Source organism: Streptomyces sp. NPDC002787, from assembly GCF_053592095.1.
Genome location: NZ_JBSFVC010000012.1, coordinates 99364 through 113548 on the forward strand (window position 1 = coordinate 99364; position 14185 = coordinate 113548).

13 protein-coding genes, 1 pseudogene and 1 riboswitch are annotated in these 14185 nt (G+C 69.5%); of the genes and pseudogenes, 6 read left to right on the forward strand and 8 right to left on the reverse strand.

The window, feature by feature from the left end; all coding sequences use genetic code 11:
- Nucleotides 1-96 precede the first annotated feature (96 nt).
- Nucleotides 97-1821 (forward strand): SIR2 family protein, encoded by a 1725-nt coding sequence (locus ACWD26_RS18220; RefSeq protein ID WP_451271161.1) that lies wholly within the window; start codon nt 97-99, stop codon nt 1819-1821.
- On the opposite strand, the gene ACWD26_RS18225 is transcribed toward ACWD26_RS18220, so the two are convergent.
- Nucleotides 1805-1969, reverse strand: a complete 165-nt coding sequence (locus tag ACWD26_RS18225) for a hypothetical protein (RefSeq protein ID WP_451271488.1) — start codon at nt 1967-1969, stop codon at nt 1805-1807. The two genes, ACWD26_RS18220 and ACWD26_RS18225, sit on opposite strands and share 17 nt — an antisense overlap.
- A gap of 11 nt (nt 1970-1980) precedes the next feature.
- On the opposite strand from ACWD26_RS18225, the pseudogene ACWD26_RS18230 reads away from it, so the two are divergent.
- The 4 genes and pseudogenes from ACWD26_RS18230 to ACWD26_RS18245 form a co-directional block, all read left to right on the forward strand.
- A pseudogene (locus tag ACWD26_RS18230) lies at nt 1981-2067 on the forward strand (DUF397 domain-containing protein); the annotation flags it as partial.
- A gap of 66 nt (nt 2068-2133) precedes the next feature.
- Complete coding sequence (locus tag ACWD26_RS18235; RefSeq protein ID WP_451271468.1) at nt 2134-2673, forward strand: DinB family protein; 540 nt, start codon at nt 2134-2136, stop codon at nt 2671-2673.
- 316 nt (nt 2674-2989) lie between these two features.
- Nucleotides 2990-3814, forward strand: coding sequence for a hypothetical protein (locus ACWD26_RS18240; protein WP_451271470.1), 825 nt, complete (start codon nt 2990-2992; stop codon nt 3812-3814).
- The gene (locus ACWD26_RS18245; protein ID WP_451271163.1) at nt 3811-4467 is read left to right on the forward strand and encodes a Uma2 family endonuclease; all 657 of its coding nucleotides are present in this window, start codon (nt 3811-3813) and stop codon (nt 4465-4467) included. The genes ACWD26_RS18240 and ACWD26_RS18245 overlap by 4 nt, the downstream gene beginning before the upstream one ends.
- 103 nt (nt 4468-4570) lie before the next feature.
- Here the strand turns inward: ACWD26_RS18245 and ACWD26_RS18250 are convergent, their stop codons facing one another.
- From ACWD26_RS18250 to thrC, 7 genes are all read right to left on the reverse strand, one after another.
- Nucleotides 4571-6115 carry a carboxylesterase/lipase family protein gene (locus ACWD26_RS18250; protein WP_451271165.1) on the reverse strand — a complete coding sequence of 515 codons (1545 nt, stop codon included), beginning with the start codon at nt 6113-6115 and terminating at the stop codon, nt 4571-4573.
- A 91-nt stretch (nt 6116-6206) separates the two neighbouring features.
- Nucleotides 6207-6875 carry a superoxide dismutase family protein gene (locus tag ACWD26_RS18255; protein ID WP_451271167.1) on the reverse strand — a complete coding sequence of 223 codons (669 nt, stop codon included), beginning with the start codon at nt 6873-6875 and terminating at the stop codon, nt 6207-6209.
- 187 nt (nt 6876-7062) lie between these two features.
- Nucleotides 7063-8184, reverse strand: a complete 1122-nt coding sequence (locus ACWD26_RS18260) for an NADH:flavin oxidoreductase (RefSeq protein WP_451271169.1) — start codon at nt 8182-8184, stop codon at nt 7063-7065.
- A 217-nt stretch (nt 8185-8401) separates the two neighbouring features.
- Complete coding sequence (gene groL / locus ACWD26_RS18265; protein WP_451271171.1) at nt 8402-10024, reverse strand: chaperonin GroEL; 1623 nt, start codon at nt 10022-10024, stop codon at nt 8402-8404.
- A 375-nt stretch (nt 10025-10399) separates the two neighbouring features.
- Nucleotides 10400-10606, reverse strand: coding sequence for a cold-shock protein (locus ACWD26_RS18270; protein ID WP_005486335.1), 207 nt, complete (start codon nt 10604-10606; stop codon nt 10400-10402).
- 462 nt (nt 10607-11068) lie between these two features.
- On the reverse strand, nt 11069-11344 hold the full coding sequence (locus ACWD26_RS18275; RefSeq protein ID WP_046917988.1) for a MoaD/ThiS family protein: 276 nt from the start codon (nt 11342-11344) through the stop codon (nt 11069-11071).
- A gap of 100 nt (nt 11345-11444) precedes the next feature.
- Nucleotides 11445-12728, reverse strand: coding sequence for a threonine synthase (gene thrC, locus ACWD26_RS18280; RefSeq protein WP_451271173.1), 1284 nt, complete (start codon nt 12726-12728; stop codon nt 11445-11447).
- A gap of 18 nt (nt 12729-12746) precedes the next feature.
- A riboswitch (SAM riboswitch) is annotated at nt 12747-12903 on the reverse strand.
- Nucleotides 12904-13034: 131 nt separating this feature from the next.
- Between thrC and ACWD26_RS18285 the strand changes: the two genes are divergently transcribed.
- Complete coding sequence (locus ACWD26_RS18285) at nt 13035-14006, forward strand: glucosyl-3-phosphoglycerate synthase (protein ID WP_451271175.1); 972 nt, start codon at nt 13035-13037, stop codon at nt 14004-14006.
- The last annotated feature ends 179 nt before the right edge of the window (nt 14007-14185 follow it).

Genomic DNA, 14185 nt, shown 5'->3' on the forward strand with positions numbered 1-14185 from the left:
GACAGCAGGACGTCCCGCCCTCGCGCGACCGCCGTTCCGTCATGCCCCGCCGTGCCCCGTCGTGCCCCGTCGTGCCGCCGTACGTGGAGGTCAGCCGTGGAACCGTACGTACAACTCGCCTTCGCCCTGCGCGCCACCCCCGGTGGGTACGCCGTCCTGCTCGGGGCCGGGGCCTCGATCTCGGCGGGAATGCCGTCGGCGTGGGACGTGCAGCAGGACCTGATCGAGCGGCTGGCGTCGGCGGAGGGCGCCACCGAGATCGGCGACCCGCACGCCTGGTACGAGGAGCGCTTCGGCCACCCCGCCACCTACGACTCCCTGCTGGCCGCGCTGACGAGCACCCCGTACGAGCGGCAGGCGCTGCTGCGGTCCTACTTCGAGCCGAACGAGCAGGACCGCGAGGAGGGCCGCAAGCAGCCCACGGCCGCGCACCGGGCGATCGCGCGCCTGGTCGCCGCCGGGCACGTACGGATCGTGCTGACGACCAACTTCGACCGGCTGATGGAGAGCGCGCTGCGCGAGGCGGGGGTCGAGCCGACGGTCGTGGCGCACCCGGACGACGCGGTCGGCCTGGCCCCGCCGCACACCCTCAACTGCCTCGTGGTGCATGTCCACGGCGACTACCTCAACCCGACGAGCATGCTCAACACCCCCGAGGAGCTGGACCGTTACACGCCGAAGGTCGACGCGCTCCTCGACCGCGTCTTCGCCGACTACGGCCTCGTCGTCACCGGCTGGTCCGCCACCTGGGACCCCGCCCTGCGCAACGCGCTCGCCCGCAGCACCGACCGCGTCTTCGCCTCCTACTGGACCGACCCGAAAGAACTCTCCACCCACGCCCAGGACCTGCTCGCGCACCGCCGCGCCACGTACGTCCAGGCCGAAGCCGACACCTTCTTCGGCCAGGTCGCCGACGCCGTGGACGCCCTCGTCGACACCGAGCGCCGCCACCCCGCGAGCATCGCCATCGCCGTCGCCTCCGCCAAGCGCGCCCTGTCCGGCACCCAGCAGGCCATCACCCTGCATGACACCCTGCGTCGCGAGTTCAGCCGCATCGCCACCCTGCCGGTCCACACCACCGGCCCCTGGAGAGTCCCGGACGCCGAGGCCGAGCACCAGCGCCGGCTGAAGGTCCTGGAGGCCGAGTCCGAACTCCTCCTCTCCCTGGTCGCCACCGCCGCGTACTGGGGCGGCGAGACGACGGACCGCTGGTGGATGCGGGACATCGAGCAGCTCGGCAAGTCCGTCGACGGCGACGGCGACGAGGCCCTGCTGCTGCTCGCGCGGGCCTCCGCCACGACGGTGATCTACGCGGCCGGGGTCGCCGCGCTCGCCGCCGAGCGCTGGCACACCCTGGTCCGCGTCCTCACCGAGCCCCAGGCCCACTCGCCGGTCAGCGGGGAGCCGGGGCCCGCGGCCCTGCTCCTCGGCCCCCGCAGAACGCTCGGCCGCCAGGCGGGCGCCGAGCATCTGCACGGACAGCTCCGCCCGGTCTTCACCGAACACCTGGCCCTCAGCGAGGCCGCGTACGCGGACGCGTGGGAACGGTTCGACCACCTGCGTACAGTCGCGCAGCTCGACGCCCATCTCGGCTTCGACGCGCCCCGGATGCGCCGAACGGAACTCCGCAACGCGCACCAGACCCCTCCCGAGGTCTGGCTCGACCAGGCGATACAACGCCACAAGCGCGACGAGCAGTCGTACCGGACCCCGACCGGAATCGTCGCCCGGCTCTTCGCAGCGGGTTACCTCGACGCCAAGATCGACCGCCTGAGTTGGATGAACGAGCAGGCCACTCACCACTTCAAGGTGAACCGGTAACCGACCTGGGCCGCAGCTCAGGCGGCGGTACGTCCCGCAAGGCGTCCGGCGGGCAGTCCCACTCCCGGCCGCCGCCGACGGGCCGCAGCTGTACGTAACCGCCCTCGCGGCCCATCACCTCGCCGAGCCGGCCGTCACGTACGTCCACGGGGTAGAACCGTGGCCGCCCTCATCCCCGTGCGCGACTCCAAGGACCCCCTCGGCCCGAAGCTCGTGTTCCGGGCCCAGGCCTGGACCGCGTTCGTCGAAGATCTCCGGCACTCCCGACCCAAGCGGTCAGGATCTGGCCTACATGGCCCCTACCGTTCAGTCATGAACACCACCGAGAACGCCCCGGCCCTGACCACCGACGAGCGCACCGACCTGCTGGAAACGCTGGCCAACAACCGCCACTTCCTGCGTTTCACCACCCGCGACCTCACCGACGAGCAGGCCGGGCAGCGGACCACCGCCAGCGAACTGTGCCTCGGCGGCCTGATCAAGCACGTCACGTCGGTGGAACGGAACTGGGTGGACTTCATCCAGAACGGCCCGTCGGCGATGGGTGACTTCACCGCCATGACGGAGGAGGACTGGGCCCGGCGGGCCGACGAGTTCCGGATGCTGCCCGGCGAGACGCTGGCCGACGTGCTGGCCGCGTACGCCGAGACGGCCGACCGGACGGCCGAAGTCGTCGCCGCCCTGCCCGACCTGGGCGCTTCGCATCCGCTGCCCAAGGCCCCGTGGTTCGAGGGCGACGCATGGTGGTCGGCCCGGAGGACGCTGATGCACATCATCGCCGAGACCGCCCAGCACGCCGGCCACGCCGACATCATCCGGGAGTCCCTGGACGGCGCCAAGAGCATGGGCTGACGCACGGACCGAACCGGCCGAACCGGCCCCGAAGCTCAAGCCCCGAGCCCCGAGCCCTCTCTGTAAGGATGGGGAGGGTGGGCCTCAACCCACCCTCCCACCCGGCGTGTTGACTTGCCGCATTCGGCTTGCCACGCACGGTGACATTGCTGATAGCGTGCGCGCAGACGAAACAGCCCCCGCCAGGTGTTACCAGCACCTGCGGGGGCTTGACCTACGAGATCGAAGGACAAGTTCGATCCCCATGGCTACTGCCAAGCTTAGTGCCGCCTTCCTGCCCGCGCACGCTCTCCCGGCCCCCGATACCCGCCACCCCATGGCCAACCCGGGCTACGGCAAGCGCGCCGCCCCCGGCCAACTTCCCCGTACGGCCCACGACTTCGCCGATCTCCCACCCCGCGAAGCAGCCATCGCCGCGTTCATCGACCGCCTCCCCAACGGCGCCGACATCAGCGTGAAGACGCTGGCCAAGACCCTCCCGTACGGCCAGTGCGCCCTGCGCACCGCCCTCAACAGGCTCCAGGAGGCGGGCCACTTGCGCCGGGGCCGTGAGCGCGTGACCGCCGCCTCGGGCAGTGAGCGCTGGATCACCCGATCGTGGTTCTCCCGGACGGCACGGGACGACGACTGGTGGGCGAGGTTCACACGGGGCGACGTACCGCGGGAGCCGGAGAAGGCCCCGACCCGTTCCCGCGCCCACATCCTCCTCGCGGCCCTGGGCCGCGCGACCCCCGCGCTCTCCCTCTCCCAGGCGGACTGCGCGGCGCTGGCCCCGCTCCTGCTGCCCTGGTTCGAACGCGGCGCCACCGACGAGTCCATCCACCGGGCCCTCACCGCCGGCCTCCCCACCCCGGTCCACAGCCCGGCGGCCATCCTCCGCACCCGTCTCCTCAGCAAGCTCCCACCGGAACCGGAACGAAACCCGGAAGCGGCACGCCCGCCCCTCCGCATGCTGGAGTGCGCCGAGTGCGGCACGCCGGGCCCCCCGGAGGCCCTGCCGGGCGGCATGTGCGGCGCCTGCCGAGGCGAACGCGCCCCCGCCCACGCCAACACGCCCCTGCCCGCAGCGGCAGTCCACACCCACGCAGCCGAGATCCGTGCCGCTATGTACAACCGCCGACAAGACAGGACACCTGTATGACGGAAGGCCCGAAGTGGTTTGCTGAGGACTTCGAGGAACTGGCCGACGCGGCCCCGGCGCACGTACGCCTCGAATTCGTCGACGGGCAGGTCCGAACGAAAGAGCCCCTCAGCGTCGAGGAGTTCGAGGAACTGGAGCGCCGCTGCCCCGAGACCTTCCGGCTTGAGTACATCAGCGGGAAGCTGCAGGTGAAATTGCCGGGGGACGGCACTCACAGCTGCATCTACATGTGGCTGTGCCGTCGGTTCCTGCAGCTTCGGCCGGACCTCAGCCTCTACCCGAATTCCGGCGTCAGGAGCGAGGCCGACCGTAACGGCCGCACCCGCACGGACGGGATCCTCGCCCCTCGGGGCCACTTCAAGGGCCACGGCGAGTGGTCCGACACCGACGGACTCCTCATGGCTCTCGAGATCACCTCACGGGACCAGGACACCAACCACCGTCGCAGGACCGACAAGCCCCTCGGCTACGCGGCGGCCGGCATCCCCGTCTACCTGCTGATCGACCGCGACGACAACACCCTCAAGGTCTTCAGCGAGCCCAAGGACGGCCGCTACCAGCAGGCCGCTACCTACCCTTGGGGGGCAACCGTCGAGCTACCCGCCCCCGTCAACATCACCCTCAAGACCGAGAAGCTCAAGGACTACGCCTGATCCACGGCGCCGGGCCCGCAGCACTCGCGGGACCGGCATCATCGCTCGCCCCGTCCTGTCAGCAATCTTGGCGGGAATCCAAGGGAAGGTTCATGAGCGCGGGTCAGGCCGAGGGAGCCGACCGCAGAGGCAGCGCCGCGAACTCGTACCCCTGCCACAGCCGCCGCGAGACCTCCTCCGGATACGGCCTCACCTCCGGCTCCACATCCAGCACCTGCGTCAGCCGGCCACCGTCGCCGCCCTCGTACGCCGGCCAGCCCGGCTCCCCGGTGCGCGCGAACGCCGTCCACGCCGTCTGGAAGCGGTCGGTCAGCGCCTTCGCCTCCGGCGGGACCCCGCTGCCCGCGAACAGCAGCTGACCGAGGTCCGCCTCGTACGTGCCGAACACCAGCGGGATGTCCAGGCCGTGGCACGCGCCGAGCACACCGCCGTAGCCCGGGGCCGGCCAGGTCAGCTCGTACAGGTGCGCCCGGCCGCCGCCCGCGACCTGCGCCTCGGCCAGCCGGAGCGAGGGTATGCCGAACAGCCAGTCCGTCTGCACGCGTTCGAACAGCGCGGCGGGCGTGGCGTCCGGGTAGGCCGCGCGGTAGGCCCGCTCACCGTCCGGGCCGCCCGGCGCGAACGTCCGCAGGGCCCAGGCCGCCTGCTCCTCGCCGATCTTGTCGAGCTGCCCGGCCAGGACGAGGAACAGCCGGAACTCGTCGCGGTTGTGGCCGACCAGCAGCTCCACGTCCCGGCCCGCACCCGCCGCCAGCGCCTCCCACGGGGTGCACGGCAGCACCTCACCGTCGACGACCGGCGAGAAGGGCGTGGCGGTGGGCGCGACCTGCCCCCACCGGTCCTCGTACTGTCGCATCTTCGCGCCCACCGCCTCGCCCACCGAGGTGAGTTGGCGCGGATCGACGGAGGACAGCGCGGCGGCCGTCGGGGAGAGGCCCGCCTCCTTGGCTATCTCGGCCGCGATGTCCCGGGCGAGCGCGTCGGAGAAGAACGTACCGGGCACGCTCTGCGCGATGGCCCGCCCGAACAGACCGCGCGCACTCGGCATGGCCAGCAGCGAGGCGACGGAACCCGCTCCCGCCGACTCCCCGAAGACCGTGACCTGCCCGGGGTCACCGCCGAACGCCTCGATGTTGTCCCGCACCCACTCCAGCGCGGCGACCTGGTCCAGCAGGCCCCGGTTCGCGGGCACCCCGTCGATGCTCGCGAAACCCTCGATACCCACGCGGTAGTTGAAGGTGACGACGACCAGATCACCGGCCCGCGCGAGATGCCGCGCGTCGTAGCCGGGGCTGCCGGAGTGGCCGAGTTTGTAGGCGCCGCCGTAGATCCACACCATCACCGGGCGGCGGGCGGCCGGGTCCGCCTCCGGGGTCCAGACGTTGACCGTCAGCCAGTCGTCACCCAGGGGCCCGTCCAGTGTGCCCATTCGGCCCTGGATGCCCGACTCCTGCGGAGGCGGCGGGCCGAAGTCGTACGCCTCCCGGGTCCCCTCCCAGGCACGCACGGGCTTCGGCGCCGCGAACCGGGCCTCCCCCACGGGCGGTTCGGCGAACGGAATCCCCCGGAAGACGGCGAGACCATCCTCTCCCCGTCCGCGCACCGCACCGGCCCGGGTGCGCACGACAAGATCACCGACTGCTGTCATTCGTCGACTCCTCGCTGAGGGTGAAGCGGTCTTCCGCCTCACCCAAGCCCAGCGAGCTTGCCTGAGTCAACCAACTGAAGCCGGAAACGGACTACTTGAAGGGAACGTTCACGCAGGCCAGCCGCGCACCGGCAGTGCCCGCGTGGCCCTCGTGGGTGGAGGTGGCCGTCTCGTGCAGCACCACGGAACGGGCCCCGCCGTCACGGAACCGCCAGTCGACGACCGCGACGGAACGCGCCGAGCCGTCGTCGTTGGTGTTCAGATCCAGCCACACCTCGTTCTCGGGGTTAGCGTATTCCGGGTCAACGGACGGCTGCTTCGGGTCCAGCTTGTCCTGGTAGTGCGGCCCGGCGTCGGCGGGCAGCTTCCCGCACGGCTTGGTGTGGACGTGGGCGCCGTACGTACGGTTCGCGACGAGGTCCCGCAGCCGCAACTCGATCCGCGTACCGCCGTCCCGCCGCAGCTCCTCCTTGACCTGCACCCGCCCGGCTAGTGGCACGAGTTCGGTGTTGTAGGTGACCGCCGGAGCCAGGTCGGCGGTGTCCGCCGGCGCGAAGACCGTCTTGACGACGACCTTCTGTACGGGCGCCTTCACGGACGCTTTCACCGACGCGTCCACGGACGCGTTCGCGGACGCCTTCCCGACGGTCTCGCTGGCTCCCGCCGTGGCGGCGACGGCGAGACCGCCCGCCACGGCCGCCACGGCGGCACCGGCCGCGATGAGGCGCTTGCTCCTGAGGGTGAGCTTGTGTCGTGCCATTGGATCTCTCGTCCCGTTCCTGGAGGGGGGTGAAGGGGAGCGGCCGCACACAACAGAACACCCCAACTGCCACCGGAAGAGCGGCCGTTGGGGTGCCGGGCGACGCTGCGGGCTCGACCCTACAACGACGCATATGACGGAATTAGATCACTACCGCCAGGTAATGAGGAGAGTTGGCGAAAGATCCTCAGCTGAGGGAGCCCAGCGCGGCCGGCTCGAACGCCTTCAGCTCACCGAAGCGGCCGTCGAGCACCTTCGCCGCCCACTCGGGGTCCTGGAGCAGCGCGCGGCCCACGGCGACGAGGTCGAACTCCTCGGCCTCCAGGCTGTCCAACAGGTCGTCGATCCCCTTGAGGGTCGCCCCCTCACCGGTGAACGCCGCGAGGAACTCGCCGTCCAGGCCGACCGAGCCGACGGTGATGGTGGGCTTGCCGGTGAGCTTCTTCGTCCAGCCCGCGAGGTTGAGCTCGGAGCCCTCGAACTCCGGCTGCCAGTAGCGGCGCGTGGAGGCGTGGAACGCGTCGACACCGGCCGCGACCAGCGGTTTCAGCAGCGCCTCCAGCTCCTCGGGCGTCTCGGCGAGCCGCCCGTCGTACGCCTCCTGCTTCCACTGCGAGTAGCGGAAGATGACGGGGAAGGTCGCGGACACGGAGTCCCGTACGGCCGCCACGATCTCCGCCGCGAACTTCGTACGGGCGACGAGGTCACCGCCGTAGGAGTCCGTACGGCGGTTGGTGCGCTCCCACAGGAACTGGTCGATCAGATAGCCGTGGGCGCCGTGGAGCTCGACGCCGTCCATGCCTATGCGCTCGGCCTCGGCGGCGGACTTGGCGAAGGCCGCGATGACCTCGTCGATGTCGGCCTGCGTCATGGCCCGGCCGCCCTCGGCCTCGGTGCCGTCGACCTTCAGTCCGGAGGGACCGAACACCGGGGCGTCCGGGAAGAGCTTGCCCTGCTGCCGGACGGTGCCGATGTGCCACAGCTGCGGCACGATCGTGCCGCCCCCGGCGTGCACGGCCTCGGCGACCTTCGCCCACCCGGCGAGCTGCTCCTCCCCGGCGAACCGGGGCACCCCGTCCAGGTCTCCGGCCGTCTCGTGCCCGACGTACGTCCCCTCGGTCACGATCAGCCCGACCCCCGCGGCAGCCCGCCGCCCGTAGTACGAGGCCACGTCCGCGCCGGGCACACCGCCGGGCGAGAACACCCGCGTCATGGGGGCCATGGCGATCCGGTTGGGGATGGTCAGACCGTTGATCGTGACGGGGCGGGACAGCACCTCGGCGGCACGGGAGGTGGAGGCGGTGGTCACGTGGGGGCTCCTCGGTGGGTCGTACGGACATCGAGCGGAAGATGCACTACATGCGCACGCATGTAAGTTCTTCTCTGCTCAACCACCCCGCCCGTCACGGAATTCCACCGCGGCATCCCACCGACTGTGACCCCGGACACGCCCGAGGGCGGCACCCCCTGACTCGGCAGGGGGTGCCGCCCTCGGTACACGCGGGACGGTGATCGACCAGGGTCGATCAGAAGTCCATGTCACCGCCCGGCATACCGCCACCGGCGGGCGCGGCGGCCTTCTCCGGCTTGTCGGCGATGACGGCCTCGGTGGTGAGGAAGAGCGCGGCGATGGAGGCGGCGTTCTGCAGGGCGGAACGGGTCACCTTCGCCGGGTCGATGATGCCTTCGGCGATCATGTCGACGTACTCACCGGTCGCGGCGTTCAGACCGTGACCGACGGGCAGGTTGCGCACCTTCTCGACGATGACGCCACCCTCGAGACCACCGTTGACGGCGATCTGCTTGAGCGGGGCCTCCAGGGCGAGCTTCACGGCGTTGGCGCCGGTCGCCTCGTCACCCTCCAGGTCCAGCTTCTCGAAGACCGTGGAGGCCTGGAGCAGGGCCACGCCACCACCGGCGACGATGCCCTCCTCGACGGCCGCCTTCGCGTTGCGAACGGCGTCCTCGATGCGGTGCTTGCGCTCCTTGAGCTCGACCTCGGTCGCGGCACCGGCCTTGATGACGGCCACGCCGCCCGCGAGCTTCGCCAGGCGCTCCTGGAGCTTCTCGCGGTCGTAGTCCGAGTCGGAGTTCTCGATCTCGGCACGGATCTGGTTGACCCGGCCCTGGACCTGGTCGGTGTCGCCGGAGCCGTCGACGATCGTGGTCTCGTCCTTGGTGATGACGACCTTGCGGGCGCGGCCCAGGAGATCCAGGGTCGCGTTCTCCAGCTTGAGGCCGACCTCCTCGGAGATGACCTCGCCGCCCGTGAGGATGGCGATGTCGCCGAGCATGGCCTTGCGGCGGTCACCGAAGCCCGGGGCCTTGACGGCGACGGACTTGAAGGTGCCACGGATCTTGTTGACGACCAGGGTCGACAGGGCCTCGCCCTCGACGTCCTCGGCGATGATCAGCAGCGGCTTGCCCGACTGCATGACCTTCTCCAGGAGCGGGAGCAGGTCCTTGACGTTGGAGACCTTGGAGTTGGCGATGAGGATGTAGGGGTCCTCGAGCACCGCCTCCATGCGCTCCATGTCGGTCGCGAAGTAGGCGGAGATGTAGCCCTTGTCGAAGCGCATGCCCTCGGTGAGCTCGAGCTCCAGACCGAAGGTCTGCGACTCCTCGACCGTGATGACGCCTTCCTTGCCGACCTTGTCCATGGCCTCGGCGATCAGCTCGCCGATCTGGGTGTCGGCGGCGGAGATGGAGGCCGTGGAGGCGATCTGCTCCTTGGTCTCGACCTCCTTGGCCTGGTCGAGCAGCGCACCGGAGACGGCCTCGACGGCCTTCTCGATACCGCGCTTCAGGGCCATCGGGTTGGCGCCGGCCGCCACGTTGCGCAGGCCCTCGCGGACGAGCGCCTGGGCGAGGACAGTCGCGGTCGTCGTGCCGTCACCGGCTACGTCGTCCGTCTTCTTCGCGACTTCCTTGACCAGCTCGGCGCCGATCTTCTCGTACGGGTCCTCGAGCTCGATCTCCTTGGCGATGGACACACCATCGTTGGTGATCGTGGGGGCGCCCCACTTCTTCTCGAGGACGACGTTCCGGCCCTTGGGGCCGAGCGTCACCTTGACGGCGTCCGCGAGCTGGTTCATGCCGCGCTCGAGGCCGCGCCGCGCCTCCTCGTCGAACGCGATGATCTTGGCCATGTGAAGTGGTCCTCCCGGACTGGGGTGGATTGCTCCGGACCGCGCTGGCGCCCGCGACGGACGGCCTGCCTGCCTCGTGGTTCCTTGCCCCACATGGCCTGCGGGCCTCACCGACCCGGTCCTCGTTGTCACTCTCACCTTCAGAGTGCTAACGCCAATGATTAGCACTCGCCCCCTGCGAGTGCAAGCGCCTCTCGGTGATCCGCAGGTGAACGCGCCCCCGCGCGCCCTCCCGGCAGCGGCTCGACGCGGCTCGTCAGCGGCTCGGAGCCTCTAGGTCACCCCCACACGCAGGAAGGCCCGCACCCCTGTACGGGGTGCGAGCCCTCCCGAAAAGAACGAAGAACGTCGCTGCGTTGAAACCCGGCGCGTACTTCAGCCGGCCGCCAGCCGGACCATGTCCGCCTGCGGCCCCTTCTGACCCTGCGAGATCTCGAACTCGACCCGCTGGCCCTCTTCCAGGGTGCGGTAACCGTCCATCTGGATCGCGCTGTAGTGGACGAATACATCCGCACCACCGTCGACCGCGATGAAGCCGTACCCCTTCTCCGCGTTGAACCACTTGACGGTGCCCTGAGCCATGCCTAACTCCCCTATTACTGGCCCTTGCACAGATCCACACTTCGTGGATCCGGGTCAGACCTCACCCCCCAACGGTTGGGGGTGTGCGCCGGAACGCGTCGACCGCGGCCGAATGTATCTGTCCAACTGCCCTCTGCAACAGGGCAATCGGACGAGAATTCTGGACACGACCGGTCGGGAATGTACGAACAATTCCCCCGAATTCAGGGCAAGTCGGGCCCCACAAAAGGAATGAAACACGCAAAAGTCATGCACACTTTGGCTACTTCATATAGGGCGTGCGGCGCGATCAAATATGCGCCCGGCATGAAATCACTACGGTGATCGGCCCGGGTTCCCCAACTGTACCGTGCTCAATCATAGAGAATTGCCCCCTCCGCTTCTCTCGCGGAGGGGGCAATTCGATGAACGCTCGGTAATCATTGTTACCGACGGTTACTACCGGCCGGTACTGACCGCGGGTCAGCCGCCCGCGACGGCCGGGATGATCGACACGCCCGCACCGTCGGGCGTGGCCGTCTCCAGCCCCTGCTCGAACCGGACATCGTCGTCATTCACGTACACATTCACGAACCGCCGCAGCTTGCCCTGATCGTCCAGAACCCGGGCGGCGATCCCGTTGTGGTTCTTCTCCAGGTCGGCGATGACCTCGGCGAGGGTCGCTCCTTCGGCCTGAACCTCGGCCTGACCACCGGTGTAGGTACGAAGGATGGTAGGAATGCGTACGTTGACGGACATGATGTGAAACCTCCGGGAAGTGCAGCGAACCTGAGGGGCGCGGGGAACTGCGCGACCAGCCCTCACAGGCCCGCAGCCGAACAACTAGCGGTAACGAGCCTTACGCAAGACCAGCCGCACGGAACGAATCAAGGTTGGGCCGAATCGTCGCGGTGAGCCCGGTCCCGGCCACCGCGTCCAGCGTCTTCAGACCATCCCCCGTGTTGAGGACGACCGTCGTCAGCGAGGGGTCGAGCACCCCGTTCTCGATCAGCTTCCGGGTGACTCCGACCGTCACCCCGCCCGCGGTCTCCGCGAAGATCCCCTCGGTCCGCGCGAGAAGCTTGATCGCCTCGACGACCTGCTCGTCGTTCACGTCCTCCACGGCCCCACCCGTACGCCGGGCGATGTCGAGGACGTACGGCCCGTCCGCCGGGTTGCCGATCGCGAGCGACTTCGCGATGGTGTTCGGCTTCTGGGGCCGCACCACGTCGTGCCCGGCCTTGAAGGCCACCGACACCGGCGAGCACCCCTCCGCCTGCGCGCCGAAGATCTTGTACGGCTTGTCCTCGACGAGCCCGAGCTTGATCAGCTCCTGCAGACCCTTGTCGATCTTCGTGAGCTGCGACCCGGAGGCGATCGGCACGACCAGCTGGTCCGGCAGCTTCCAGCCGAGCTGCTCGCAGATCTCGTACGCGAGCGTCTTCGACCCTTCCGCGTAGTACGGCCGCAGGTTGACGTTGACGAAGCCCCAGCCCTCGCCGGCCGGGTCGCCGATCAGCTCGGAGCAGAAGCGGTTCACGTCGTCGTAGTTGCCCTCGATGCCGACGAGCTCGCCGCCGTAGATCGCGGCCATGACGACCTTGCCCTGCTCCAGGTCGTGCGGGATGAACACACAGGACCGGAAACCGGCGCGCGCGGCGGCGGCGCCCACGGCACCGGCGAGGTTGCCGGTGGAGGAGCAGGAGAGGGTGGTGAAGCCGAAGGCGCGGGCCGCCTCCAGGGCCTGGGCGACTACGCGGTCCTTGAAGGAGTGCGTCGGGTTGCCGGAGTCGTCCTTGATGTAGAGCCCGCCGGTCACGCCCAGCTCACGCGCCAGGTTGTCGGCCTTGACGAGCTGGGTCCAGCCGGGGTTGATGTTCGGCTTGTCGGCGACATCGGCCGGGACGGGCAGCAGGGGCGCGTAACGCCAGATGTTGGCGGGCCCGGACTCGATCTTCTTCCGCAGCTCCTCCGCCTCGTAGGCGGAGTAGTCGTACGCGATCTCCAGCGGCCCGAAACACTCCTCGCAGGCGAAGACCGGTCCCAGCGGAACGCGGTGACCGCACTCGCGACAGCTGAGGGCGGCGGCGGGGCCGAGGTCGACGGTCTTCGTGGATTCGGTTACAACAGTCTGCGCAGCCATGTGAGGCGAGGCCCTTTCTCCTCATCTTCCTCACGACGCATCTCGCCGTGAGACGGATTTGGCACCTTCCCTAGCCGGGAGCCTCGCGGGGTGATCGACAGTGATCGTCACGAGACCGGCTGGAGGGTTGCCGGGGCTTCATCGGGCCGTATCCCTCTGCCCCTCTGGATGAGCGGTATTTGGTTGTATACGCACACGAACACCGACATGCGATGGTCACCAGCGTTGTCCAAGACTGTAACCGAAGGCCAGGACAGTTGAGAGAGCCGTCCGAACCGCGAGATGAACGCAGAGGAGCCGCGCACTGTGCTGAAAGAAGTCGAGCGCTGGCTGAGCACCCGCTCCTGGTCCATGGCCGACCGCCCGCTCCACAAGATCATGGCCGCGAAACGGGCCTCGGGACAGACGATCAGCGTCGTCCTGCCCGCGCTGAACGAGGAGGCGACGGTCGGCGACATCGTCGCGATCATCCGCCATGACCTCATGCTGCAGGTCCCGCTCGTCGACGAGATCGTGGTCGTCGACTCCGGCTCGACCGACCGTACGTCCCAGGTGGCCGCGGCGGCCGGGGCGACGGTGGTCCACCGCGACGAGATCCTGCCCCGTATGCCCACCGCCCCCGGCAAGGGCGAGGTCCTGTGGCGCTCCCTCCTCGTCACGAGCGGCGACATCGTCTGCTTCATAGACGCGGACCTCAAGGAGTTCTCCTCCGACTTCGTCTCCGGGATCGTCGGCCCGCTGCTCACCGATCCCGGCGTCGACCTCGTCAAGGCGATGTACGACCGCCCCCTCACGGTGTCCGACGGGCGCGCCTCCGGCACGACGGCCGCCGGCCAGGGCGGCCGTGTGACCGAACTCATGGCCCGCCCCCTCCTCAACATGCACTGGCCCCAGCTGGCCGGCTTCGTCCAGCCCCTCGGCGGCGAGTACGCGGCCCGCCGATCCCTGCTGGAACAGCTCCCCTTCCCGGTGGGCTACGGCGTGGAGCTGGGCATGCTGATCGACGCGCTCCACCTGGTCGGCCTCGACGCGCTCGCGCAGGTCGACGTGGGCGTCCGCAAGCACCGCCACCAGGACGGCGCGGCGCTCGGCCGCATGTCCGCGGCGATCTATCGAACGGCTCAGCTCCGGCTGGCCCGGGGCCACCTGGTCCGGCCCGTCCTGACCCAGTTCGAGCGGGGTGCGGAGGGCTTCGAGCCGCGGACGTACTCGGTGGACCTGGAGGAGAGGCCGCCGATGATCGAGATCACGGAGTACGCGCGGCGGAGGGCCGCTTGAGCGAGGGGTCGAGCGGTCGAGTGGCGGGCCGTGCTTTTCAGGCCCGCAGGGCCTGGTCTTCAGGGGCGCGGGGAACTGCGCGACAAGCCCCCACCGGACCCGCACTCGCCGTCCCACAGGCACCCCCCACCCCCCGGGGCGCTCCTGTATACGGCCGAACCGTACGTTTGACCGGTTCC